A 23,076-nucleotide genomic window follows, 5' to 3' on the forward strand; every position below is an offset into this window, starting at 1 on the left:
TGTTTAGAATTATCCTTCTGTCTAATCAAAAAAGAATAAGTCTGCAAGCTGTTTTCTTGCTTACAAACTTATTATACGAGGAGATGAGAAATGTAAATGTGGGAACTATGGTTTTTCTGGGTATTATGCTGATGATCTTTCAGATTCCGACCATTATAGGAGAAAAAGAAGAAGGGACGGATGGGAATGGGAAGTAATATAGAACTTATGATTTTGGACTGGATACAAAATATACGGACACCGGCAGGTGATGCGGTCATGTGTTTTATTACAAAATTAGGAAATGCAGGAATGATTTGGATTGTACTGGCAGTGATATTGTTGCTGATTCCAAAAACAAGAAAACCCCGCAAGGGGATACCACTATGGCCATCCGGCCAGGGAAAGAGGAAACCCCGCAAGGGGATACCACTATGGCCATTCGGCCCGGATACAAGGAAAACAGGAATGGTAATGATGGCTGCGCTGTGTATAGAACTTGTAGTGTGTAACGGAATACTGAAAAATCTATTTGCCCGGATACGTCCGTGTGACGTGAACACACAGATACAGTTACTGATCGCAAGACCGGATGATTTTTCTTTCCCGTCAGGACATACGGCGGCTTCTTTTGCAGCGGTGGCAGCGCTTTACTTTTCAGGGGAAAGAAAATTGTGGAAACCGGCATTGATCCTTGCGTGCCTCATTGCATTTTCAAGACTGTATCTGTACGTCCATTATCCAACCGATATATTAGGAGGCATTTTGGTAGGAATTGCCGCAGGATATGCAATCATTCAGCAATGTTATGTATGGATTGTGATGGCCAGCATTTGCGAAGGATACTTATGGCGTGGGATATTCAGAAAAACTTACCGATATGTCGGCAAGGATGAAGTCAGTTCTTGCGGTAAACGGAGATTCCTACAGTAACAACCGTCATGAAAATAATGGAACCATTATCCGGAACGGGGTGATATACAGGAATAAACAGACAACGGAAGAAACCTGTGTATTAAACTGGGACGGGACGATGGATATCTACCAGCCGGGGCATTACTGCCTGCTGCTTGTAGACGGAAGGCAGAAAAGCTCCAGGGGAATGTTCCTTGATGAGATGGCAAAAGTATTTGAAGATTTGGGTTGTAAGGCGGCTTATAATCTGGACGGCGGCCATTGTTCTTTTATGACGATGAAGGAGCAAGTGGTGAACCACCCTTATAAGCCGGAACATGAAGTAGAAGATGGAATTTTTATCACGGAGGGATTGTCATGAACAGAGTAAGAGAAATTTTATTGCATATATGCGTCGTATGCAGTCTGGTATGTGTGACTGCAAAAATTTTGGACTGGTATAATCCGTATATGGACTTCACGGGACATATATGGGGCTCCAGATGGCATTGTATCTGTCTGCGATTATTCTTGGGGTTACCAGGAAATATGTATCTCCAAAACAGAGAAAGGTAAGTGGGGGGACTACATATCTAAAGAATCATAGGAAAAGTGAATAGGAAAAGAACTTCGTATGCCCTACAAATAGAAGTCAAAATACTTATGTTCTGGAGGAAGCGAATAATCTGTTCGGTCAGTATTTGTGTGAAAAACTCGGTATGTGACGAGAGGGACATTCATAGAGTTTGTATTTTTTGTAAATAATTCGGATAGGAACTCCACACCATGAAAACACTTATCAACATGCTGTCCTAAAAAAGATCTTTCATCATTTGATACTGGCAGGAAGCTAATACTTCCTTTGGCTGCTTGTAATTGCTTTTAATCCAGCGAAAAGTCATTCCGACAAGTCCGCTGACATAGAAAGCGATTACGGATTCAACGGGACCGGGGAGCAAACTGCCCTTTGAGAGTTTTTCTTCTAATACCAGAGAAATATAGCGGCTGAAAAACTGGTAAAACATTTCAATTAATTCTTCGTTTATTTCTGTTTCAAAGAGATTGTAAAAAACTTTTTCTTTTTCCTGGCATTTACTCAGCAATACGACAAAAAAATCTTTGGGAGCATGTGTTTCCATCAATTCATCTAATTCTTTTGAGATTTTATTCAGGCAATACGAAAGTAATTCGTATTTGTCCTGAAAATGAAGATAAAAAGTACTTCGGACAATCATGGATTTCGCGCAGAGCTCATTTACGGTAATTTTAGGGAACGGCTTGCTTTCCAGAAGATCTATTAATGTATTTGCCAGGATTTGTTTGGTTTCCAGAGGAGAATTTTTGTTCATGGACAGGTCCCTTTCATTTTAATAAATCTATCATAAAGGATTTTCAGAAAAATCACAATATAAAAGAAGTATAACGAAAATAGAAAAATTTTATAAAATGAGACACATTTTCAAATATGTTTTGTCCGCAGAAAGAAATTCGTATTATACTTTTGATACCAGTTAGAATTCAAGGTTCATAACAGAAAGGAGGACATATGGTTGGCGGACAGGGTTTTGGAGGAAAGAGAACTGGAAATAGAGCGGCTCACAAAACAGTTAGATTATATGGAACAGGAATTATTAGAAAAATATTGTGATGTAGGGAAATTTGTTCTGGAAAAAGTTGAGAGAGAAAACAGAGAAATCGATCAATTGACAGATCAAGTCATCAAAGTAAAAAAAGAACTGATAAAAGTAAAAGGGGAGATTCGATGCCCGTACTGTTATCAATATAATGAGCCGGAGAGTATTTATTGTAACAGATGTGGAAAAAAATTAGAAAAAAAGAAGTTGGAGGAAGAAGATGATTAAGCAGGATAAACCAAATAAGAAACCGCTATATTATTATTATGTTATAGCAATTTTAGTTGTAATGCTGTTAAATGCATTATTATTTCCATCGATTCTGCAGTCCGGCGTAAAGCAGGTGGGCTACAATACTTTTCTTGAGATGGTGGACGAAGGGATTGTTACGCAAGTAGAAATGGAAGAGGAAAATAACAGAATCCTTTTTGTAACAGAGGAAGACGGCAGAACCAGGTATTATAAAACCGGTATTTTCCCTGATGAAGGATTGCGGGAGAGACTGGAAGAAGCAGATGTGGAATTCGGGGCAGATATCCCGACGCAGAATTCACCGCTTCTGTCATTCCTTTTGACATGGATTTTGCCGATGATAATTTTCTTTGGCGCAGGTCAGCTACTGTTTCGGATGATGCAAAAGCGAGGCGGTAATATGCCGGGAAATGCAATGAGTTTTGGAAAATCAAATGCGAAAATTTATGCGGAAACGGAAACAGGGAAGACCTTTGCAGATGTAGCGGGGCAGGATGAAGCCAAGGAAGCGCTGACGGAGATTGTAGATTTCCTGCATAATCCGGAGAAATATTCAAAAATCGGAGCAAAACTCCCGAAAGGAGCGCTGCTTGTAGGACCTCCGGGAACTGGAAAAACATTGCTTGCGAAAGCAGTTGCCGGAGAAGCGCATGTACCATTCTTTTCAATCTCTGGTTCTGATTTTGTGGAAATGTTTGTAGGTATGGGAGCTGCGAAGGTAAGGGACTTATTTAAGCAGGCAAATGAAAAGGCACCTTGCATTATATTTATTGATGAAATAGATACCATAGGAAAAAAGCGTGATAATGGCGGTATGGGCGGTAATGATGAAAGAGAACAGACTTTAAATCAATTGCTGGCAGAGATGGATGGATTTGACGCCAAGAAAGGTGTTGTAATTCTGGGTGCTACAAACCGTCCGGAATCTTTAGATCCGGCGCTGTTAAGACCGGGGCGTTTTGACAGACGGGTTCCGGTGCAGCTTCCGGATCTTCAGGGGCGCGTTGCGATTTTGAAAGTCCATGCGAAAGATGTCCATCTTGATTCCGATGTAGATTTTCTGCCAATTGCAAGGGCAACCTCCGGCGCATCCGGCGCAGAACTGGCAAATATGATAAATGAAGCAGCTTTGCGGGCAGTGCGTATGGGACGGGAAAGAGTAACGCAGGCTGATTTGGAAGAGAGTGTGGAAACTGTAATTGCCGGTTATCAGAGAAAAAATGCGGTTATGTCAGAAAAAGAGCGAAGAATTGTTTCTTATCATGAGATCGGTCATGCGTTGGTTGCGGCGAAGCAGAGTAATTCAGCGCCGGTTACTAAGATTACGATTGTTCCGAGGACGTCAGGAGCGTTGGGATATACCATGCAGGTAGATGAGGGCGAACATTTCCTGATGAGTAAAGAAGAAATTGAGAATAAGATTGCCACGTATACAGGCGGGCAGGCAGCGGAGCAGTTGATTTTTGGCAGTATAACGACCGGGGCGTCTAATGATATTGAGCAGGCGACCAAGCTGGCAAGGGGTATGGTATCCAGATATGGTATGAGTGATGATTTTGGCATGGTGGCGTTGGAAACGGTTACAAATCAGTATTTGGGCGGAGACACTTCGCTGGCATGTTCTGAGACGACAGCAGCCAGAATTGATGAGCAGGTCATGCAGGTGGTAAAAGATGCACGTGCGAAAGCAGACAAGATTCTTAAGGAAAATGAGGAGAAGCTCCATGAACTTGCGGAATATCTAATTGAAAAAGAGACGATTACCGGGGAAGAATTCATGGAAATACTGAATCGTTAAGAAAGTAGTGGAGAAAAAGATGTTAAGTTATTTATTTACGCTGGAATATTTGAAGAGTATAATTTATACGGTTCCGGCAATTTTACTGGCAATTTCGGCACATGAATTTGCACATGGGTATGTATCCTATAAATTAGGGGATCCTACGCCGAAAATGGACGGAAGGCTGACGCTGAATCCATTTGCACATCTTGATTTATGGGGAACGGTATGCCTGATATTGTTCCGGATGGGATGGGCGAAACCTGTCCGGATTAATACTGCGTATTACAAAGATAAAAAGAAGGGAACCATTCTGGTATCACTGGCGGGACCTGCGATGAATTATATCATGGCGTTTGTTTCTATGTTGATCTATGGATTATTTTATAAAGCAGGAAGCAGTTTCGGAATCTGGTTTTATTATCTGGCGGTTATCAACGTGGGACTTGGAACATTTAATTTAATTCCCATCCCTCCATTAGATGGTTCCAATGTTTTACAGGAACTGTTTCCGGGAATCGGAGATTTTTATCGCAGGATTAGGCGCTATGCAATGCCGATATTGTTCCTCTGTCTGTTTACAGGAGTTTTAATAATCCCGTTAAATCGGGTTAATTCGGCTGTGATGAATGGTATGTGGGATATTGTAAAGAAGATACTGAAAATTCAGATTCTCCCACAAGGATCCGGCTCTTATATATAGGAGCCGGATAACAAAAAGATAAGATTGGGACAGGTGATAATTTGAATTTACTGAAAGAAAATAAGCATACATGGATTATCTTGATCTATGGGATTTTCTATATTAGTTCTTTTGCGTTTTTGGAACAGAGCAATGTGAAGCCGCATATCATTCATTGTGCGTTGGACGACTATATTCCGTTTTGTGAATATTTCATTATTCCATATGTGCTATGGTATGTTTTTGTTGCCGTAACCTTATGGTATTTTGCATTCCGGTGCAGAGAGCGGGGAACCTGTTCGTTCAGGTAGTCAAGCTGTTATACCGGATTGACACGCCGACGAATATTTTCCCAAGTATGCATGTGTTTATTGCGGTTGCCTGCGGTGGCGCTATTTTGAAAAATGGAAACTGCCGAAAATATAAATCGGTTATGTGGGGAACGGGAACGCTTACGGTGCTGGTTGTGCTTTCTACTGTGTTTTTAAAACAACACAGCGTAGTGGATGTGGTTTTTTCCATTGTATTATATGGAATATGCTATTATGTGTTTTACAGGGTACTGCCGGGATATAAGGAGGAGATTACCCGGCTGGCAACCCGGGAGGAACTTCTGACGGTGCCGAATCTGCTTAGCACGTTTCGGCTTGTTCTTGCTGTCCTTTTTTGGGGAATTTACCAGAGATACGGAGGAATGGCAGAAAACAGAAAATTGTTGACCGGTATTTTGCTTCTGTCCGGGATTACCGATTTTCTGGATGGAAAAATTGCCAGAAGATTCCATATGGTAAGCGAAGTAGGGAAAATATTAGACCCAATCGCTGATAAGGTAACGCAGGGAGTGCTGCTTATTTGTTTCTTCTCTGAATATGAAGTGGCCAAAGGCGTGTTTTTACTGTTTTTGGTAAAAGAGTGTTATATGAGCGTGATGGGGACAAGAGCTATAAAAAGAGTAAAGAAAAACGAAGGCGCGAAGTGGTATGGCAAAATTAATACCGCAGTATTTTATGCGGTGATGGCTGTCCTTGTTTTTATCCCGGACATATCGGAAAAGGCGGCTAACTTGTTAATCTTGTGTTGCGGCGCTTTTATGCTGCTGGCATTTATTATGTATGGAAATTACTATTCTGTCCTGTTAAAAGAAGAGAAAGGATAAGGATACATTAGGGTAGAGAGTGTCCAATGCCTGGAAAAGCGGCTCGGTGCAAAGATAAGCGTATCAGAGGATTCGCAGCTTTGCGCCGAGCCGTTCTTCTGGGAATGGAAGCAAATTAATCGTTATTCGCTTCGCAGTGCAACGGCCGCGTCTTTCTTCGCAGCCATACGGGCCGGGATGTAGCCTCCTAATAAGGTTAGTACCGTACTGATTAAAACCAGAATAGCAGCGTGTGAAAATTGCAGTTGGGCGACATTTTCTAACTCAGTCTGATTGTATAGAACCTTATTAATCGGGAAGGTACACAACCAGGCAATTACAACGCCTAATGTTCCGGAAAACAGCCCCAGGATGCCGGTTTCGGCATTAAATACGCGTGTGATATCTTTTTTTCTTGCACCAAGAGCCTTTAAGATACCGATTTCTTTTGTACGTTCGATTACAGAAGTGTAAGTAATGATACTGATCATAATCATACTAGTTACCAATGAGATCCCTGCAAATGCAATCAGGACAATGGTGGTTGCATCCATAATACTGCCGCTCATTTCAGAAATATTGCCGGCGAGATCAGTATATAAAATCTGATCGGCCGTGTCCTTTCCGGTATTGTAATCATCCAAATAAGAGAGCAGCGCCTCTTTGTCATTAAAATCAGCGGCATAAAGCATAATCATATAAGGCTTGCTTTCAGCACCGAGACTTGTCAAAAACATAGAGCGGGTATTCTCATCCATTTCTTCCATCGTGATAACATTTAATTTGCTGTCCGTCTGGGCTTTTACGATCTCGGAATCTTTATTTTCGTTCATAATAAGCTCTGTTAATGCGTCGCTGTATGCTATGCCGGTTGACAAAATGCCGGTGGTGTTCTGGCGAAGAATGCCGGTGATGGTAAGTGTAATACTTTTATCAGATTCATACATGGAAGTATAATCCTGACCGGGTACGAAATTACCGGCTTCGGTCTGTATATAGTAATCATCATTATTGATTAGTTTAAGCTCAGTTCCAACGATATCATCGAAAGAAACAGAGTCTTTGTCTTCTACATCAAAACCAAGGTTTGTGAGAATACTGCTGTCTAATTCATTTTCTTCATTTACCACAAGTACTAAGTCGGTATCCTGTTTGGGATAATTTCCTGCAAGAAGCTCATAATTGGCTTCCAGATAGGAGTCTTTTTCCTTGTCCAGATTTTCCGGGTAAGAGGAAAGTCCGGCAGAGTTTATATCCATATTGGAAACGGTATCTGCGGACATAGAGTTCATATCTTTTGCAGAAAGTGTAACGGGAATGATTGTGCCGTCTGCATCTCTTAAAAGGTTCATACCGGTCAGGCGCATGTAACCGATATTGTCACAGATATCCGGATCAATGGAATTGATATATTCCAAATAGTCATCCGTAAGGATGTTAGTGTGTGTCTTCTGGTTGTCCTCAGCATCATAGAGATAAATCTCCTGTGCGTCGGTGTGTGAGATATCCTCTTTTTGTCTGTCCCGCACTTACTTGCGTATTTCGGTCATCGTCTCTTCGTCAAGTTCCATGGCCGATTGAGAGATAATAACCGGGAATTGTGACAAGGTACTATTCTGTGTATTGTCAATCTGTTTTTGGAAACCGGTGGACAGGCTTAGTATTACTGCAATTCCTATAATGCCAATGCTGGAGGCAAAAGAAGTAAGGAATGTCCTTCCCTTTTTCGTTTTTAGGTTATTGAAGGAAAGCGAGAGGGCAGTCTTCATGGACATATGTGTTTTCTTTATTTTAAAACTGTCCGGCTTGGGCCGCTCCTGATGAGGGTGGGTATCGGATATCAGATGTCCATCCTGAAAACGGATGATACGGTCGGCGTATTGTGTTGCAAGATCAGGGTTATGGGTAACCATGATAACCAGACGGTCTTTGGCTACTTCTTTGATTAAATCCATGATCTGTATGCTGGTAGCAGTATCCAAAGCGCCGGTTGGCTCATCGCAGAGCAGGATTTCCGGATCATTAGCCAGTGCTCTGGCGATTGCAACACGCTGCATCTGTCCTCCGGAAAGCTGGTTCGGTTTTTTGTCCAGATGCTTCTCTAGTCCTACCTGCTTTAAGACTTCCAGGGCGCGTTTGTGTTTCTCCTGTTTGGAAACGCCGCTCAATGTCATACCCAGTTCAACATTTGCCACAATACTCTGATGCATAATCAGGTTATAACTCTGGAAGATAAAGCCAACGGAATTGTTTCGATAGGCGTCCCAGTCACTTTCTTTAAAATCTTTGGTATGCTTTCCTTTGATGATTAAATCTCCGCCGTCGTATCGGTCAAGTCCGCCTATAATGTTGAGGCAGGTGGTTTTGCCCGAACCGCTGGTTCCTAATATTGCAACGAATTCCTTTTCGCGGAAGGCAACGCTAATATCATCAAGTGCAACGGTATCCGTATTGCCTGTGTGATATACTTTTCTTATGTTCTTTAGTTCAAGCATAATATCTCTCCTTTACATATGATTCATACATAATAGGATTCGTAAATGAGAGAATCAAGTGGTTTCATACTTTTTTTATTATTTCTCTGGTGTTTTAGTGATATCAAGCGGCGGCGTCATAAAAGAAGCAATCATCTGAGCCATCTGTTCGGGCGTCTCTTTATATCCGCTGTCGCTCCAAAGAATCAATGCAAAGGACAGACCGCCTGCACTAAAGTGTAAATGATAATTTGCAGAAGCGCTTAAATTTTGTTTTCCTAAAAGATTCGTATAAAAGTTTTTCAGGTTATCAACAAAATTTTGAAAGACCAGTTCAAGCAGGTTCGCTTTTTTTAATGTGGGAATCAAATTGCCATGTTCCCGAAAAAAGGTAAAAAAATGCACGGCAAGTTGGTAGAGTGTAATATTGGGATGGGACTTTATCTCTGATATGAAATCATTGGCGATATTGTTAAAGTATTGGATTAAAATATCTTCTTTGGAAGAATAAGTCCGATAATAGGTCATGCGTGAAACTCCGGCTTTTTTTGCGATATCTGTGACAGTGATGCTTTGGTAATCATTCTGCTCCATAAGAAGGAGCAGGGCAGTGGAAATATAATTCTTTACCAGCGCAGTCTCATGTTCTTCTTTTTTTCTTCCCATATATACATACCTCCGCTTCTAAGATTTTGTTTATAGATTTTACTTTTTTTTAATGAACAAATGGAAAGGATGTGTCACAAATGCGTTTTTCCGTATTGTTTCGGAAATACGGATTGTTTATACTAATTATTGTTACAAGTGTAACATGAAAAAGAAAAAATATCCAGACAAAAGAAGGAGGACTACGAATGAATTTATCACATATTGCAACAAGGAAAGCGGGCGAGAGCAATCGATGCAAAACACAGAAATAAAAAATGGCTGAAAGTAGGTTTTATTTTACTTTTATTCGGAATCGCAGTATTCAGACTTTGGGATTATTTGTGGGAAAGCTTTCGTGAAATTGCAAGGATTTCTGTTTGGGGAAAGATTGGAATGTTCCTGGCATCCACAGGTTATATGTTGATGGAAGGAATGGCTGTCAGCCGGTTAGCGAAGGTCTTTCATACAAATCTCAAGTGGAGAGAAGGCGTTGGGTGTGCCTATTACTGCAGTTTCGTAAGAGTTATGACGTTTGGGGGAGGAGCAGGTGCGGCGGAGATTTATTATTTGAGCAAAAAAGGTATGGAACCGGCACATGCTTTTGATACTACTCTGATACAATATCTGTGCCAGAAATTAACGGTTACCATTTTAGGAGCGGGGAGCCTGATTTTTCTTTTTAAAAGTATAGAAGATGTTATCGGGAAGTATAAGTATTATTTCGTGTACGGAGTGACAATCGCTGTTGTGATTATTGTCGCGATCATGCTGGTTTTATTATCAAGAAGAATCGCAGAGTTGCTGTGCGTGGGATTAGACCGGATCGGAGAAAAGAAAGCAGCCTGGAAAAATAAGACTGATCAGTGGAAGGAACAAGTGATGCTTTCACAAAAAGGGGTGAAAGCAATGCTTGGGGAAAAAGGAATACTGGCAGAAATGTTTGTGTGGAATACGCTGAAGTATTTTTGCTGGTTTTCCGTTCCTTTTCTCATATATGGAGAGAGGAATATGGGATTCTGGTATATTTCCGCCGGACTTATGGCAGTTGCAACGGTCATGGCTTCTGTTATTCCGGTGCCGGGCGGTTATGGAGCACTTGAATTTATGCAGCTTCTGTTGTTTGGATCCGTGCTTGGAAGGGCGAGGGCAGTATCCATGGTGATATTATACCGGGTAGTAACAACGATCTTGCCTGCTTTTATCGGAGGAGGGGTTGCGGCATTCTATAAAAGGAGAATCTTACATTGAATATATTGTTTACAGTAAATAGGGAATATATGGAACATGTCATAGATTGTATCCGGTCGATTATACGTTTTCCTTCAAATGACGGATATAATGTTTATATTTTACATTCTGATTTTCAGGCTCAGGATCAGATATATTTTATGACACAAATAGGAGATAAGAATACGATGGTGCATTTTCAGTTTGTTGATTCTTCGTTGTTTGCGTCTTTCCCGGAAAGCGACAGGTATCCGAGACTTATTTATTACCGTATATTTGCAGCGTCTTTACTGCCGCCGGATGTAGATAAAGTCCTATATCTGGATGGAGATACGATTGTAATTAATCCGCTTGAGGAGTTGTACAAGCGGGATTTTGAAGGAAATTATTTTCTGGCATGTACACATGTAAAAAAATTTCTCAACAAAATTAACCAGTACAGGCTCGGCATGGAGGAGGAAAGTACGTATATCAACAGTGGAGTTATGCTGATGAATTTAAGCGAATTACGAGAGAAACAAAATATAAAAGAAGTGATGTCATTCGTTGAGAAAAAAAGACGGTATCTTACCTTACCGGATCAGGATATTATAACCGCTTTATATGGAAATAAAACAGGGATTTTGGATACGATGAAATATAATTTGAGCGACAGGATGCTATCTTTTTATAATGCGGATCCGAGCCATAAAAAGATAGATTTAGAATGGGTAAGAGAAAACACGGTAGTGATTCATTATTATGGAAAACAAAAGCCCTGGAAAAAGAATTATTTGGGCATATTGGATGTTTTTTATCGTGAAATGAAAGACTGCAGATATATTTGAGGAGAAGAGTTATTATGTCAAAAAAAAAGAAGGCTGTGTCTCGACGGCCAATTGTAATTGGAATACCGAGGGCGATGCTGTACCACCGTTATTCTGTGTTGTGGGATTCTTTTTTCTCCGGGCTGGGCATTGGAACGGTTGTCAGCGAACCGACAACAAAAGGAATTTTGGAAGAGGGCACATCTTATGCGATTGATGAGGCCTGCCTGGCTACTAAAATATTTCTGGGGCATGTGAAATCGTTGATCGGGAAATGTGATTATATATTAATACCGCGCATTTCTAATTTTGGTTTACAGCGCAGTATGTGTACAAAATTCGAGGCGCTTTATGATATGACTGTCAATACCTTTCGCAGCACAGGACAAAAATTCCTTTCTTATAATGTGGATGTAAAGCATAGACAAGACGAAGAAAAAGCATTTCTGGAAATGGGAATTCATTTGGGATTCCATAGAAAGGAAGTGCAGAAGGCATATAAAAGAGCAAAAAAAGCGGAGTTGGAGGATGTCAAACAGAAAGTAAAAGAACAGGAAAGATTGTATCAATTACCGAAAACCAAAATTCTGCTGGCGGGACACAGTTATATCATTGAAGATGCATATATCGGAAGGCCGATTCAGAGAATGCTGGAAAGGATGGATGCAGTACCGATACGGGCAGATCTTACGGAACGGAAATCAGCGCTGGAACGAAGCCTGAAACTATCGCCTACATTAAAATGGGAAATTAACCGGGAGATTGCAGGAGGTATTTATAAAAAACGAAACAATGTAGACGGAATTATCCTTCTCAGTGCATTCCCCTGTGGCCCGGATTCCATGGTAAATGAGATGATAGTGCGGAGAAATAATGGAATCCCGCTTTTGAATCTGATCATGGACGGGCAGGACGGAGACGCTGGTGTAGAAACAAGGATTGAAAGTTTTATTGATATTATCGGATTTAAGAAGGGAAAATTATAATGGAGCAGACGAAAAAAGTATCATTTCCTATGATTGCGAGGTATAACTGTGCGATTCGTTATATTATAGAAAATGGCCTTGATGTAAATTATGTGATGCAGCCGCAGATGACCAGAAGGACAATGGAGCTGTACACCCGAAATTGATATTATGCCGGTGCTGCAGAATATAGGAAAAGATTATAAAATACCCATCTTATACCTGACATATGATTCTCAGACGAGCGATACAGGCTTGATGACAAGAATCGAAGCTTTTTACGATATGATACAGATGAGAAAGAAGGTAATCCGATGAGGGAAGCATATCTTGGGATTGATGTGGGATCAATTTCTACAAAAGGAGTTATTATTAATAAAGACAAAGAGATATTGGCAAGCGAGTATATCTGGACGGAGGGAGATCCGATTGGCGCGGTTAAAAGGCTGGTTGCTTTGCTGGAAAAACAGTTTGATAAAGAACATAATAAGATTGTTGCTACGGGAACGACGGGAAGCGCCAGGCGGCTGGTGGGGACCATTACCGGGGCAACTATGGTTAAAAATGAGATTACGGCGCATGCTGTTGGGACTACTGCTTTTTATCCGGAAGTTCGGACAATTCTGGAAATTGGCGGGCAGGATTCTAAAATTATATTAGTGGAAAATGGCGTGGCGGTAGATTATGCGATGAATACGTTATGTGCTGCAGGAACAGGGGCATTTCTCTCCAGTCAATCAAAGCGCCTGGGAATTGAAGTGGAAGAAATGGGAGACATTGCCCTCCGGTCAAAGCATCCGACGCCGATTGCCGCCAGATGTACAGTATTTGCGGAGTCAGATTTGGTTCATAAAATTCAGATGGGGCATACGAAGGAAGATATTATTGCAGGGCTCTGTAATGCGGTTGTTTCAAATTATCTGAATAATGTGGGAAAAGGGAAGAAAATTGTTCCGCCGATTGTATTTCAGGGCGGTGTCAGTAAGAATATTGGTGTAGTGGAAGCTTTTAGAAAGATGTTGGGATATGAGATTCAAGTGGATGAAAATGGACATCTGATGGGAGCGTTGGGGGCGGCTATACTGGCGGAAAAAAGTGAAAAGAGAAAAGAATTTGATTTTTCGATGGAGGGCACACAGTTCCAGACACGGGAAATCTGTTGCGGGCGCTGTGCCAACAACTGTGAAATTATGTGCGTGTACCGGGATAATGTGTTAATAGACAGTTGGGGGAACCGCTGTGAAAAAGGAGAAATCATTCATTAATTTGAGAAGGACGGTGTGGGAAGGAAAAATGATGTGGTTATTTTATGCGGTGGGTTCATCCTTTTTTGCAGGGATAACAGCAATTCTTGCGAAATGTGGAATAAAAAAGACAGATTCTAATGTGGCGACGGCGATACGAACGGTTATTGTACTGTTGTTTTCGTGGCTGATGGTGATGGTTACGGGAACGGCGGGAGAAATCAGGCAAATTGACAGCAGAACGCTCTTGTTTCTTGTGCTGTCGGGACTGGCGACAGGGGCATCGTGGCTGTGTTATTTTCATGCGCTGCAAAAAGGGGATATTAACAAAGTGGTGCCAATTGATAAATCCAGTACGGTACTGACGATTCTGCTGGCGCTTATCTTTCTTCAGGAAGGACTTTCTGGAATAAAAATTGTATCAGTTGTATTGATTGGCATTGGCACACTGCTTATGATTGATAAGAAGGATACGAAAGCAGACGTACAGAAACAAAGCGGCGGCTGGCTGGTTTATGCGGTCCTATCTGCGGTATTTGCAAGCCTGACTGCTATTTTAGGTAAGATTGGAATTACAGGAATTGACTCGAATCTCGGGACGGCAATTCGGACAACTGTTGTGCTGGTTATGGCATGGCTGATGGTATTTTTTACAGGAAAGCAGGGAGAAATTAAGAAGATAGAGAAAAAAGAACTGGCCTTTATCTGTCTGTCCGGTCTGGCAACGGGGGCATCGTGGCTGTGCTATTACCGGGCGCTGCAGGATGGTCCGGCGAGTGTGGTCGTTCCCATTGATAAATTGAGTATGCTGGTTACGATAGCTTTTTCCTGGATTGTATTTCATGAGAAATTGACAAAAAAGGCAGCGGTGGGAGTTGTGTTGATTACGGTAGGAACTGTCCTGCTGGCAGTCGTTTAAACCGTCCGGCTCTGGGCAGAATAAGCACAATTTTGAATAAACACCATATAACACTTGACAACAGTTATAAACTGTTATACACTGTTTGCAAAGGGAAAGGAGAATGTGCCGGATATGAAAATTATAATCAACACATCTTTGATGATTCCTATCTATGAGCAGATTGCAGACCAGATTAAACGGCTCATTCGTAATGGGGAACTGAAGGAAAATGATAGTCTTCCGTCGGTACGTGCTCTGTCTAAAGAGCTGAAGATAAGCGCCCTGACTGTGAAGAAGGCATATGACAGTCTGGAAAGCGAAGGCTTTACGGTGACGGTTCATGGAAAAGGAACCTATGTGACCGCAGCAAATATGGAACTTCTCCTGGAAGAACAGAAAAAGGAGCTGGAGGCAGAGCTGGAGCAGGCGGTTCAAAAGGGCAGAAGCTGCGGGATCAGCGATGAAGAGATAAGAAGTTTGCTCGAACTGATTTTGGAGGGATGAGAATATGTTAAAGATAGAACATTTAAAAAAGAATTATGATACATTTTCTCTGGATTGTTCTTTGGAACTCCGGCCGGGGTATGTGACTGGTTTGATTGGGCAGAACGGGGCAGGAAAGAGCACCACGTTCAAGGCGGTGTTGGGACTGATTGCGATAGATGGTGGCACGATTACCATATTGGGAAAAGACATCAGGGAATTTACTGCGAAGGACAGGGAAAAGCTGGGGGTTGTGTTATCCGATTCGGGGTTCAGCGGATACCTGCGGATAAAAGATTTGATTCCCATCCTGGAAAATCTGTATGAAAAGTTTGACAAAACATTTTTCGTGGAGCAGGCAGAGCGGTTCCGGCTTCCGCCTGATAAACAGATAAAGGATTTCTCGACGGGCATGAAAGCCAAGCTTAAATTGTTGGCGGCTATTTCCCACGATGCAAAATTATTGATTTTGGATGAGCCGACAGCGGGGCTGGATGTAATTGCGAGAGATGAGCTGCTGGAGTTGCTGAGGGAATTTATGGAACAGGATGAAGAGCGTTCGGTTTTGATTAGCTCCCACATTTCCGGTGATCTGGAATCTTTATGCGACGACCTCTATATGATACAAGATGGGAAAATTGTTTTGCACGAGGATACCGATGTTCTGCTAAGTGAGTATGCACTGCTGAAGGTGGATGAAGAACAGTATGAGAAATTGGATAAACAGTACATCCTTCGTGTGAAAAAAGAAACATACGGGTATAGCTGCCTGACAAATCAGAAGCAGTTTTATATAGAAAATTTCCCGAAGATTGCGATTGAAAAAGGAACGGTTGACGAAGTAATCAGCTTGATGGTAAGGGGGAATGAAGAGTGAAAGGACTTTTGATTAAAGATTTTAAACTGATGATGATGCAGAAAAATTTCTTCGCCATGATAGTCGTGATTGCTGTCGTTATGACGGTATTTACGGATGACATAGCATTTCCATTAGGATTTTTGACCTTTGTGGTATCTATGTTTACCCTAAGTACCATCAGTTATGATGAATTTGACAATGGTAATGCGTTTTTATTCTCACTGCCTGTCAGCCGTTCCGGCTATGTCGTTGAAAAATACTGCCTTGCGCTGCTTCTGGGAGGAGGAGCCTGGATTTTCGCAACTGTCCTGGCAATGGGAGCTGTGATAATCAGAAAAATCATGCCTGCCGGGGATTTAGTGGTGATTGCGCTGTTCATTCTGCCTGTTATGCTGATGATGCAGGCCGTTATGCTTCCGATTCAGCTTAAATTCGGTGGAGAGAAGGGACGTATTGCACTTATCGGAGCGAGCGGATTGGCTGTGGGGCTTGCCGCCATTATTGTAAAAGGGGCAGAGACAGTCTTACACATTGACCTGGTAAAGGGATTTGCCCATCTGCAGACTGTAAGTGTGAGAGTGCTTATTCTGAGTGTGGCTGCTGTGGCTGTTGTTTTGTTGCTGGCTTCAATGAAGATTAGTATTGCGGTTGTGAAGAAGAAAGAGTTTTAGAGATAATATGAACGGAAAATATCAACATATCAGACACGAATTTGAACCTGTTTACGACAGCAGTTCCCGCATTTTGATTCTTGGGACGCTGCCGTCAGTTAAGTCCAGGGAACAGCAATTTTATTACGGGCATCCCCAGAACCGCTTCTGGAAGGTTCTGGGGAATCTTTGCGGTTTGGAGAAGATGCCGGAGACGATTTCAGAGAAAAAAGAATTTCTGTTGCAGTACCATATCGCCGTGTGGGACGTGATTGCAGAGTGCGATATTATCGGTTCCAGTGACAGCTCCATTAAAAATGTAGTGGCGGCCGATCTTACAAGAATTCTTGAGGAAGCGCCGATTCGGCGCATTTACGCAAACGGGGGGAAGGCATGGCAGTTGTATATGAAATATAGTTATGAGATGACAGGAAGGGAGATTGTGAAGCTCCCTTCCACCAGTCCGGCGAATGCGGCGTTTCAGATGGATAGACTTTTGGCTGCCTGGAAAGAGTTAAAATTGTTCATTTAATAAAAGCCAGTTGGCTCTCCACCAGCGCATGATCTGCCAGTAGTCGGCGCCGGAGAGCCCATATTCTTTTATAAGATTAAATTTTGCCAGTACACTTCTTACATCTTCAAACCATACTTCGTGTTCCATTCCATTATTTATATAACGAAAATAAGGGGACATAGCAGTCTCGTCGAATTGAATGACGGCGTTATGATTTACCGCAATGCGCACGGCTTCTACATTGCCGATGGTGGCTGCCACAGTGACGCCCCGCTCAAAGGGCAGCGGCCAGTCATAACCATAGTTGGGAATGCCCAGATGAATCTTTTCAGGTGGAATCTCTGTAACCGCGTATTCTACGACCCTCCGTACCATATTTAAAGGTGCCACTGCCATGTTGGGACCATATTTGTATCCCCACTCGTAGGTCATAAGAAGAACAGAATCTGCCGCTGCACCCAGTGCGGCATAATCCTTTCCTTCATAGAGAAGGCCCGGCTGATTGGCAGAGGTTTTGGGGGCGAGCGCCACGGAGGTGGTATAGCCGTAAGGACGCAGCGTTTCCGCCAGGTCATTTACGAATGCGGTAAATGCATCCCGGTCCTCCGCCTTGATATATTCAAAATCCACATCCACCCCGGAAAAGTTTTTGGCCTGTATCGTACTTAGAAGCTGGCTGATTAAATTCTGTTTGTAGGAAGCGTTATTTATAACGGAAGTAATCAGGTTGTTGTTGAACTGGCCGGAAGCATCCAGTGGCGTCAGCGTGAGGATGGGACGGACATTCTGGGACAGGGAGCTTTGAATCATCCAGTAGTCGTCCAGAGGAGGGGATAGAAGCTCGCCCTCAGAGGTAAATCCGTAGGAGAAGATGAAAAGCTCTGTCAGGAAGGGCAGCGTCTGTTCAAGAACCCAGGGGCTGATGTAGGTGTAAGCGTAGCCACCGGCTCGAATCTGTGGTTTGGAAGAAAAGTCTTCTTCATCGGGGAACAAAATCAGGAGCGCCTGGCCAACAACAAGTTCATAAGGGTACACCAGTTGATTGTTGTAAATGATGGAATCGGCAGACACGCCATAATCAGCGGCGATGCGGTCAATATTATCTCCGAGAGATACAACATAAATATCCATAGAAAGATCCTGATAATCGTTTCGTTTAATATATGAACTGATGGCGCATAAAATGCGCTTTATGTCGAGTAAACAAAAATCCCGGTGTATGAAAACCCATATGGATAAAAAAGTAGAAAAAGTCAAAGGAACTGTGCTATACTGTTTTAACAGGCAAAAGATGTTAAGGTCAAAAGACGCATCCAAATAAGTTATTGTAGTATGAAAGGGAAAAGGTATGAAATTTTCTACGAAAGGCAGGTACGCCCTTAGAATCATGGCAGATCTGGCGATTCATGATAATGGGGAATATATTCGGCTGAAGGATATTGCTGAGAGGCAGTCGATTACACTGAAATACATGGAGCAGATCATGCCCCTGCTTACGAGGGCGGGCTATGTGAGGAGTTACAGAGGAAATAACGGAGGTTATATGTTGGCGCGGAAGCCCCGGGAATATACGGTGGGGGAGATTTTGCGCACGACAGAAGGCAGTCTGGCGCCGATTCCCTGTATTGAAGAGCAGCCGAATCAGTGCCCCAGGAAAGAGTATTGCACGACTCTTTCTTTCTGGGAAGGATTGGGAAAACTGATAGACGAGTATGTGGACGGTGTTACATTGGCTGACTTGATTGAAAAGAAAAATTAAAATTCCCTATTGACAGATAGGAAAAGTAGGGATATAATGCGATTATATTCATACAAAACATATCGAAATGGTAGGAAAGGAGAACGGAATGGCTGCTATTTATAGAGGAACACTTGGTTTAATTGGAAACACACCTCTGGTGGAGATAACGAATGTGGAGAAGGAATACGATTTGGAGGCAACTCTGCTTGTGAAGCTGGAGTATTTTAATCCGGCGGGAAGCGTGAAGGACAGAATTGCAAAGGCGATGATTGATGATGCAGAGGAAAAGGGAATCCTAAAAGAAGGTTCTGTTATCATTGAGCCGACGTCAGGTAATACCGGAATCGGGCTTGCGGCGATTGCAGCAGCAAAGGGATATCGTATTATTCTCACAATGCCGGAGACTATGAGCGTGGAGAGAAGAAATATCCTGAAAGCATATGGAGCGGAGTTAGTTCTGACAGAGGGAGCAAAAGGAATGAAGGGCGCCATTGCCAGGGCAGAAGAGTTGGCGCAGGAGATTCCGGGAAGTTTTATTCCGGGACAGTTTGTGAACCCGGCGAACCCAGCAGTCCACAGGAATACAACTGGTCCGGAGATTTGGAAAGATACGGATGGAAAGATTGATATTTTTGTAGCGGGAGTAGGAACCGGAGGAACACTGACCGGGGTCGGTGAGTATTTGAAGTCCCAGAAGCCAGACGTAAAAATCGTGGCAGTAGAGCCTGCTGATTCTCCGGTTTTGTCAGAAGGAAAAGGAGGTCCCCACAAGATTCAGGGCATTGGAGCGGGATTCGTGCCGGAGGTATTGAATACGAAGATTTACGATGAAATCATCAAAGTGGAGAATGAGGATGCATTTGCAACAGGAAAAATCCTTGCAAGGAAAGAGGGCGTACTGACAGGAATTTCTTCGGGAGCTGCTCTGTATGCGGCGATTGAGCTGGCGAAACGGCCTGAGAATAAAGGAAAAACGATTGTGGCGTTACTTCCGGATACCGGGGACAGATATTATTCCACCCCGCTTTTTACGGAGTAAGCGGCCATCTATAGGGAATGTGTCCGAAGGGAATAAAAGTAATAGTTTTAGAGCAACAAGTTGACAGCACAGTAGAAAGAACAAGGAGTTTACGTTATGGGAGAAAAAATTGCAAGAGAAAATAGAAAATTTAAATTCGAAACATTACAGTTGCATGTAGGACAGGAAACGCCGGATCCGGTGACAGATGCGAGAGCGGTTCCGATCTATCAGACGTCATCTTATGTGTTCCGCAATAGCGACCATGCGGCGGCACGTTTCGGACTGGCGGATGCCGGTAATATTTACGGACGGCTCACCAATCCGACGGAGGATGTATTTGAAAAGAGAATTGCAGCCCTGGAGGGCGGCGTCGCGGCTCTTGCAGTGGCGTCCGGGGCAGCGGCAATTTCTTATACCATTGAAAATCTGGCTCAGAACGGCGATCATATTGTATCCGCGAAAAATATTTATGGCGGTTCCTATAATTTGCTGGCACACACCCTTCCCCAATATGGTATTCAGACTACATTTGTAGACATTTTTAATTATGACCAAGTTGAGGCGGCGATTCAGGATAATACAAAAGCCATTTTTATAGAGACATTGGGCAACCCGAATTCCGATGTGGTAGACATTGAGGCAGTGGCAAATCTTGCACATAAGCATAAAATTCCGCTGGTTGTAGATAATACCTTTGCGACGCCGTATCTGGTGCGTCCCATCGAGTATGGCGCTGACATTGTGGTACACTCAGCGACCAAATTCATCGGCGGACACGGAACGACGATTGGCGGCGTCATTATAGACAGCGGAAAATTTGACTGGGAGGCATCTGGAAAATTTGCATCGCTGACAGATCCGAATCCCAGTTATCATGGAGTAAGCTTTACAAAGGCAGTAGGCGCGGCGGCATTTGTTACGAAGATTCGTGCGATTCTTCTCAGGGACACAGGCGCAACTCTTTCACCGTTTCATGCATTTTTCTTCCTGCAGGGGCTGGAAACACTGTCTCTCAGAGTAGAACGGCATGTGGAAAATGCCCTGAAAGTGGTGGAGTATCTGAAAAACCATCCGCAGGTAGAGGCAGTACATCATCCATCAGTAACGGAGGACGAGAGTCAGAAAGCGCTGTATAAAAAATATTTCCCGAAGGGCGGCGGTTCTATTTTTACCTTTGAAATTAAAGGTGACGCCCAGAAAGCGAAGGATTTTATTGACAATCTGGAGCTGTTCTCTCTTCTGGCAAATGTGGCGGATGTGAAATCGCTGGTAATCCACCCGGCTACCACTACCCATAGCCAGTGCACGGAAGAAGAACTTTTAGATCAGGGAATTCGTCCAAATACCATCCGTCTGTCTATCGGAACAGAAAATATTGATGATATTATTCAGGATCTTGAAGAAGCATTCAAGGCAGTACAGGAGTAAGATATAGGTATGAAAATCTCAAAGAAATGCAGATATGGCATCAGAGCTTTAATTGATTTGGCGGCAAATTCGGAAAATGAATATATGGTTCTGGGAAATATCGCAGAGCGAAACGGCATTTCTTCTCAGTATCTGGAGCAGGTGTTTGCGAGCCTGCGAAGGGCAGGTATTGTCAAGGGGAGTAAAGGCGCCCAGGGAGGATACCGGCTGAATGTTGTTCCGGGAGAACTTACTGTTTCGGAAATTCTTGAGGCGCTGGACGGGAGCTATCGGATAGAGGAGGAAGAGATTCCCGAAGATATTCATGGACGTGGGATTGCGCTTAGTATTCAGGAGCTGATTATTGACCGGCTTAACACGCAGATGGAACAGGTGTTAAAAAATGTTACGCTGGAAGATCTTCAGAAGAACTATCAGGATAGCAAACTATATAATCAGGATATGTATTATATTTAAAGGGATTGTCGGTTAATACCGATTTTTACCCCCTGACGTGCAGGGAAGAGACATTCCTACAGAATTCGGACTTTTTAAGCACCGAATTCTTTCGCGGAATGTCTCTTCCTTTTTGAACGGGTTATGGGTCAACTTTTAAATGGGGATTTGGGTAAAAATAATGTTTACACGAACGGGGATTTGGGATAAAATCTGTCCAATCGAAGTAAAATCCGGTAATTATAGAAGTCATCGATCACTGGATGTATTTACTGATAAATTCAGTAGTCGTATAAAAGAAAAATATGTTGTTCATACAAAAGACTATAAGTGGGAAAACGGTATTCATTATATTCCAGTATATATGGTACCATTTTTGTAAACGATGAAGATAAACAAATGTGGCAGGAAAACAGCTTGCAGACAGCAGATGGGTAAAAAAGAAAATGACATTTGAGGATCTCTGTGTTAGAATGGAGATAATAAAAAAGGAACAGACGCTACATCTCATTGTTTGAAAGGATGAAAGTCATGTATAAAGTAGAGATTAAATTTAATCCTAATAACCTGACGCCGGATGATATGGATAGAATCTGTGAGCAGACAGACCGGATTTTTGAGGAAGAGGATTTGGATTGTGCGGGAAGGGAGCCGGGAATGAGGGTATATCTTGACCGGGGACGCAAGCAGGATTATGGAAGATTCTGGGCGGCAATCTTTGCGCTGAAAAATGCGGTGGGGATTTCAAAGCATTTGCAGGAGTGCTTCTGGTATAACGGGAATGAAAAGGAAAACCTGATTACCGAATTTATGAGGAATTAAACGGATGGACAGCACACAGAGGAAAGGTATCAATTTCGACTTGGATACCGAGGCTTTAAAGGAGCATTAACCCAAAGGGGATTGGCATAATGCCTATTACGATGTGCGGGCATACTTCGAGCGGAATGGTTTTGAGCATATACAAGAATCTGGTTATCATTCTGTTGAGATTATGACAGAGGCAAGGGCAATGGCTGTAATTTATCAGATGACCAAAGAATTTCTGTGGCTGAATTACTGTGTAAGCGTCTGTACGATTTCAGATGTACCTGAATTATATGATATTTCCCATGTATTTGAACGGGAGGCACAGCGCCTGTCAGAAGAAAAATAAAATACAGATTTTACATAGCCGATTGGTTTCAAAACGGGAATCAGTCGGCTGTTTTTATGCTTGGATGTAAAAAATTCCGAAATCTGCTTATTTTTTGAAAAAATAATGTTCCCCGATACCTTGTGATTGATTTCAGCAAAAAGGACGCAAATGCAGACTAAAGTAATT

Annotated in this window: 28 protein-coding genes; 23 read left to right on the top strand and 5 right to left on the bottom strand. The window is 42.6% G+C overall.

Features of this window, described 5'->3' with window-relative positions; all coding sequences use genetic code 11:
* The 3 genes from OCV99_RS11605 to OCV99_RS11615 form a co-directional block, all read left to right on the top strand.
* On the top strand, positions 1-197 hold a 197-nt coding region (locus OCV99_RS11605), incomplete at its 5' end, for a hypothetical protein (protein WP_262575490.1).
* Positions 181-912 carry a phosphatase PAP2 family protein gene (locus tag OCV99_RS11610; RefSeq protein WP_331490724.1) on the top strand — a complete coding sequence of 244 codons (732 nt, stop codon included), beginning with the start codon at positions 181-183 and terminating at the stop codon, positions 910-912. The genes OCV99_RS11605 and OCV99_RS11610, both read left to right, overlap by 17 nt.
* A complete protein-coding gene (locus OCV99_RS11615; protein ID WP_262575492.1) occupies positions 833-1,255 on the top strand; it encodes a phosphodiester glycosidase family protein in 423 nt (140 codons plus the stop codon). Before OCV99_RS11610 ends, OCV99_RS11615 begins: the two co-directional genes overlap by 80 nt.
* A 430-nt stretch (positions 1,256-1,685) precedes the next feature.
* Here OCV99_RS11615 and OCV99_RS11620 read toward each other — a convergent pair whose 3' ends face one another.
* Positions 1,686-2,222 carry a TetR/AcrR family transcriptional regulator C-terminal domain-containing protein gene (locus OCV99_RS11620; protein ID WP_158370672.1) on the bottom strand — a complete coding sequence of 179 codons (537 nt, stop codon included), beginning with the start codon at positions 2,220-2,222 and terminating at the stop codon, positions 1,686-1,688.
* A gap of 201 nt (positions 2,223-2,423) precedes the next feature.
* Between OCV99_RS11620 and OCV99_RS11625 the strand changes: the two genes are divergently transcribed.
* The 4 genes from OCV99_RS11625 to OCV99_RS11640 all read left to right on the top strand — a co-directional run bounded on the left by OCV99_RS11625 (position 2,424) and on the right by OCV99_RS11640 (position 6,377).
* Entirely contained in the window at positions 2,424-2,735 is a 312-nt protein-coding gene (locus OCV99_RS11625) for a hypothetical protein (protein WP_158370674.1), read from the top strand.
* Positions 2,728-4,557: an ATP-dependent zinc metalloprotease FtsH gene (ftsH, locus tag OCV99_RS11630; RefSeq protein ID WP_158370676.1), complete on the top strand. Its 1,830-nt coding sequence runs from the start codon at positions 2,728-2,730 to the stop codon at positions 4,555-4,557. The genes OCV99_RS11625 and ftsH overlap by 8 nt, the downstream gene beginning before the upstream one ends.
* Before the next feature lie 19 nt (positions 4,558-4,576).
* Positions 4,577-5,242 carry a site-2 protease family protein gene (locus OCV99_RS11635; protein WP_158370678.1) on the top strand — a complete coding sequence of 222 codons (666 nt, stop codon included), beginning with the start codon at positions 4,577-4,579 and terminating at the stop codon, positions 5,240-5,242.
* A 238-nt stretch (positions 5,243-5,480) separates the two neighbouring features.
* Positions 5,481-6,377, top strand: a complete 897-nt coding sequence (locus OCV99_RS11640; RefSeq protein WP_262575495.1) for a CDP-alcohol phosphatidyltransferase family protein — start codon at positions 5,481-5,483, stop codon at positions 6,375-6,377.
* 122 nt (positions 6,378-6,499) lie between these two features.
* Here the strand turns inward: OCV99_RS11640 and OCV99_RS18040 are convergent, their stop codons facing one another.
* From OCV99_RS18040 to OCV99_RS11650, 3 genes are all read right to left on the bottom strand, one after another.
* The gene (locus OCV99_RS18040; RefSeq protein ID WP_317248339.1) at positions 6,500-7,885 is read right to left on the bottom strand and encodes an ABC transporter permease; all 1,386 of its coding nucleotides are present in this window, start codon (positions 7,883-7,885) and stop codon (positions 6,500-6,502) included.
* Positions 7,886-8,851: an ABC transporter ATP-binding protein gene (locus OCV99_RS18045; protein ID WP_317248341.1), complete on the bottom strand. Its 966-nt coding sequence runs from the start codon at positions 8,849-8,851 to the stop codon at positions 7,886-7,888. It lies immediately after the preceding gene.
* 78 nt (positions 8,852-8,929) lie between these two features.
* Positions 8,930-9,496: a TetR/AcrR family transcriptional regulator gene (locus OCV99_RS11650; RefSeq protein ID WP_158370682.1), complete on the bottom strand. Its 567-nt coding sequence runs from the start codon at positions 9,494-9,496 to the stop codon at positions 8,930-8,932.
* Positions 9,497-9,700: 204 nt separating this feature from the next.
* On the opposite strand from OCV99_RS11650, the gene OCV99_RS11655 reads away from it, so the two are divergent.
* The 10 genes from OCV99_RS11655 (at position 9,701) to OCV99_RS11700 (ending at position 17,145) form a co-directional block, all read left to right on the top strand.
* Positions 9,701-10,726, top strand: coding sequence for a lysylphosphatidylglycerol synthase transmembrane domain-containing protein (locus OCV99_RS11655; protein ID WP_262575498.1), 1,026 nt, complete (start codon positions 9,701-9,703; stop codon positions 10,724-10,726).
* The gene (locus OCV99_RS11660) at positions 10,723-11,532 is read left to right on the top strand and encodes a glycosyltransferase family 8 protein (protein WP_158370686.1); all 810 of its coding nucleotides are present in this window, start codon (positions 10,723-10,725) and stop codon (positions 11,530-11,532) included. Before OCV99_RS11655 ends, OCV99_RS11660 begins: the two co-directional genes overlap by 4 nt.
* A gap of 14 nt (positions 11,533-11,546) precedes the next feature.
* Positions 11,547-12,497: an acyl-CoA dehydratase activase-related protein gene (locus tag OCV99_RS11665; RefSeq protein ID WP_158370688.1), complete on the top strand. Its 951-nt coding sequence runs from the start codon at positions 11,547-11,549 to the stop codon at positions 12,495-12,497.
* On the top strand, positions 12,497-12,643 hold the full coding sequence (locus OCV99_RS11670; protein WP_262575500.1) for a hypothetical protein: 147 nt from the start codon (positions 12,497-12,499) through the stop codon (positions 12,641-12,643). The genes OCV99_RS11665 and OCV99_RS11670 overlap by 1 nt, the downstream gene beginning before the upstream one ends.
* Positions 12,644-12,790: 147 nt before the next feature.
* Positions 12,791-13,741 (top strand): acyl-CoA dehydratase activase, encoded by a 951-nt coding sequence (locus OCV99_RS11675; RefSeq protein WP_158370690.1) that lies wholly within the window; start codon positions 12,791-12,793, stop codon positions 13,739-13,741.
* 31 nt (positions 13,742-13,772) lie between these two features.
* Entirely contained in the window at positions 13,773-14,639 is an 867-nt protein-coding gene (locus OCV99_RS11680) for an EamA family transporter (RefSeq protein WP_158370800.1), read from the top strand.
* Between the two features lie 114 nt (positions 14,640-14,753).
* Positions 14,754-15,125 (top strand): GntR family transcriptional regulator, encoded by a 372-nt coding sequence (locus OCV99_RS11685; protein ID WP_158370692.1) that lies wholly within the window; start codon positions 14,754-14,756, stop codon positions 15,123-15,125.
* Between the two features lie 4 nt (positions 15,126-15,129).
* Complete coding sequence (locus OCV99_RS11690) at positions 15,130-15,981, top strand: ABC transporter ATP-binding protein (protein WP_158370694.1); 852 nt, start codon at positions 15,130-15,132, stop codon at positions 15,979-15,981.
* The gene (locus tag OCV99_RS11695; protein ID WP_158370696.1) at positions 15,978-16,634 is read left to right on the top strand and encodes an ABC-2 transporter permease; all 657 of its coding nucleotides are present in this window, start codon (positions 15,978-15,980) and stop codon (positions 16,632-16,634) included. The genes OCV99_RS11690 and OCV99_RS11695 overlap by 4 nt, the downstream gene beginning before the upstream one ends.
* Before the next feature lie 7 nt (positions 16,635-16,641).
* On the top strand, positions 16,642-17,145 hold the full coding sequence (locus tag OCV99_RS11700) for a DNA-deoxyinosine glycosylase (protein WP_158370698.1): 504 nt from the start codon (positions 16,642-16,644) through the stop codon (positions 17,143-17,145).
* Here the strand turns inward: OCV99_RS11700 and OCV99_RS11705 are convergent.
* Positions 17,128-18,258, bottom strand: coding sequence for a glycosyl hydrolase family 18 protein (locus OCV99_RS11705; RefSeq protein WP_158370700.1), 1,131 nt, complete (start codon positions 18,256-18,258; stop codon positions 17,128-17,130). The genes OCV99_RS11700 and OCV99_RS11705 overlap by 18 nt on opposite strands.
* Before the next feature lie 217 nt (positions 18,259-18,475).
* Between OCV99_RS11705 and OCV99_RS11710 the strand changes: the two genes are divergently transcribed.
* The 6 genes from OCV99_RS11710 (at position 18,476) to OCV99_RS11735 (ending at position 22,908) form a co-directional block, all read left to right on the top strand.
* Positions 18,476-18,886, top strand: coding sequence for an RrF2 family transcriptional regulator (locus OCV99_RS11710; RefSeq protein ID WP_158370702.1), 411 nt, complete (start codon positions 18,476-18,478; stop codon positions 18,884-18,886).
* An 88-nt stretch (positions 18,887-18,974) separates the two neighbouring features.
* The gene (cysK, locus tag OCV99_RS11715) at positions 18,975-19,907 is read left to right on the top strand and encodes a cysteine synthase A (RefSeq protein ID WP_158370704.1); all 933 of its coding nucleotides are present in this window, start codon (positions 18,975-18,977) and stop codon (positions 19,905-19,907) included.
* Between the two features lie 96 nt (positions 19,908-20,003).
* Positions 20,004-21,317, top strand: coding sequence for an O-acetylhomoserine aminocarboxypropyltransferase/cysteine synthase family protein (locus OCV99_RS11720; protein ID WP_158370706.1), 1,314 nt, complete (start codon positions 20,004-20,006; stop codon positions 21,315-21,317).
* Between the two features lie 9 nt (positions 21,318-21,326).
* Positions 21,327-21,773, top strand: coding sequence for an RrF2 family transcriptional regulator (locus OCV99_RS11725; protein WP_158370708.1), 447 nt, complete (start codon positions 21,327-21,329; stop codon positions 21,771-21,773).
* A gap of 510 nt (positions 21,774-22,283) precedes the next feature.
* Positions 22,284-22,574, top strand: coding sequence for a hypothetical protein (locus OCV99_RS11730; protein ID WP_158370710.1), 291 nt, complete (start codon positions 22,284-22,286; stop codon positions 22,572-22,574).
* A gap of 190 nt (positions 22,575-22,764) precedes the next feature.
* Entirely contained in the window at positions 22,765-22,908 is a 144-nt protein-coding gene (locus tag OCV99_RS11735; protein ID WP_262575505.1) for a hypothetical protein, read from the top strand.
* The last annotated feature ends 168 nt before the right edge of the window (positions 22,909-23,076 follow it).

The organism is Dorea acetigenes (assembly GCF_025567385.1).
GTDB lineage: Bacteria > Bacillota > Clostridia > Lachnospirales > Lachnospiraceae > Claveliimonas > Claveliimonas acetigenes.

Coding starts and splice junctions, on each gene's coding strand:
- OCV99_RS11720 (WP_158370706.1), top strand. CDS start 20,004: ATGGGAGAAAAAATTGCAAGAGAAAATAGAAAATTTAAATTCGAAACA.
- OCV99_RS11620 (WP_158370672.1), bottom strand. CDS start 2,222: ATGAACAAAAATTCTCCTCTGGAAACCAAACAAATCCTGGCAAATACA.
- OCV99_RS11725 (WP_158370708.1), top strand. CDS start 21,327: ATGAAAATCTCAAAGAAATGCAGATATGGCATCAGAGCTTTAATTGAT.
- OCV99_RS11710 (WP_158370702.1), top strand. CDS start 18,476: ATGAAATTTTCTACGAAAGGCAGGTACGCCCTTAGAATCATGGCAGAT.
- OCV99_RS11665 (WP_158370688.1), top strand. CDS start 11,547: ATGTCAAAAAAAAAGAAGGCTGTGTCTCGACGGCCAATTGTAATTGGA.
- cysK (WP_158370704.1), top strand. CDS start 18,975: ATGGCTGCTATTTATAGAGGAACACTTGGTTTAATTGGAAACACACCT.
- OCV99_RS18045 (WP_317248341.1), bottom strand. CDS start 8,851: ATGCTTGAACTAAAGAACATAAGAAAAGTATATCACACAGGCAATACG.
- OCV99_RS11640 (WP_262575495.1), top strand. CDS start 5,481: ATGGTATTTTGCATTCCGGTGCAGAGAGCGGGGAACCTGTTCGTTCAG.
- OCV99_RS11680 (WP_158370800.1), top strand. CDS start 13,773: ATGTGGTTATTTTATGCGGTGGGTTCATCCTTTTTTGCAGGGATAACA.
- OCV99_RS11610 (WP_331490724.1), top strand. CDS start 181: ATGGGAATGGGAAGTAATATAGAACTTATGATTTTGGACTGGATACAA.
- OCV99_RS11705 (WP_158370700.1), bottom strand. CDS start 18,258: ATGGATATTTATGTTGTATCTCTCGGAGATAATATTGACCGCATCGCC.
- OCV99_RS11700 (WP_158370698.1), top strand. CDS start 16,642: ATGAACGGAAAATATCAACATATCAGACACGAATTTGAACCTGTTTAC.
- OCV99_RS11675 (WP_158370690.1), top strand. CDS start 12,791: ATGAGGGAAGCATATCTTGGGATTGATGTGGGATCAATTTCTACAAAA.
- OCV99_RS11635 (WP_158370678.1), top strand. CDS start 4,577: ATGTTAAGTTATTTATTTACGCTGGAATATTTGAAGAGTATAATTTAT.
- OCV99_RS11650 (WP_158370682.1), bottom strand. CDS start 9,496: ATGGGAAGAAAAAAAGAAGAACATGAGACTGCGCTGGTAAAGAATTAT.
- OCV99_RS11730 (WP_158370710.1), top strand. CDS start 22,284: ATGTATAAAGTAGAGATTAAATTTAATCCTAATAACCTGACGCCGGAT.
- OCV99_RS11735 (WP_262575505.1), top strand. CDS start 22,765: ATGGCTGTAATTTATCAGATGACCAAAGAATTTCTGTGGCTGAATTAC.
- OCV99_RS11685 (WP_158370692.1), top strand. CDS start 14,754: ATGAAAATTATAATCAACACATCTTTGATGATTCCTATCTATGAGCAG.
- OCV99_RS11690 (WP_158370694.1), top strand. CDS start 15,130: ATGTTAAAGATAGAACATTTAAAAAAGAATTATGATACATTTTCTCTG.
- OCV99_RS11670 (WP_262575500.1), top strand. CDS start 12,497: ATGGAGCAGACGAAAAAAGTATCATTTCCTATGATTGCGAGGTATAAC.
- ftsH (WP_158370676.1), top strand. CDS start 2,728: ATGATTAAGCAGGATAAACCAAATAAGAAACCGCTATATTATTATTAT.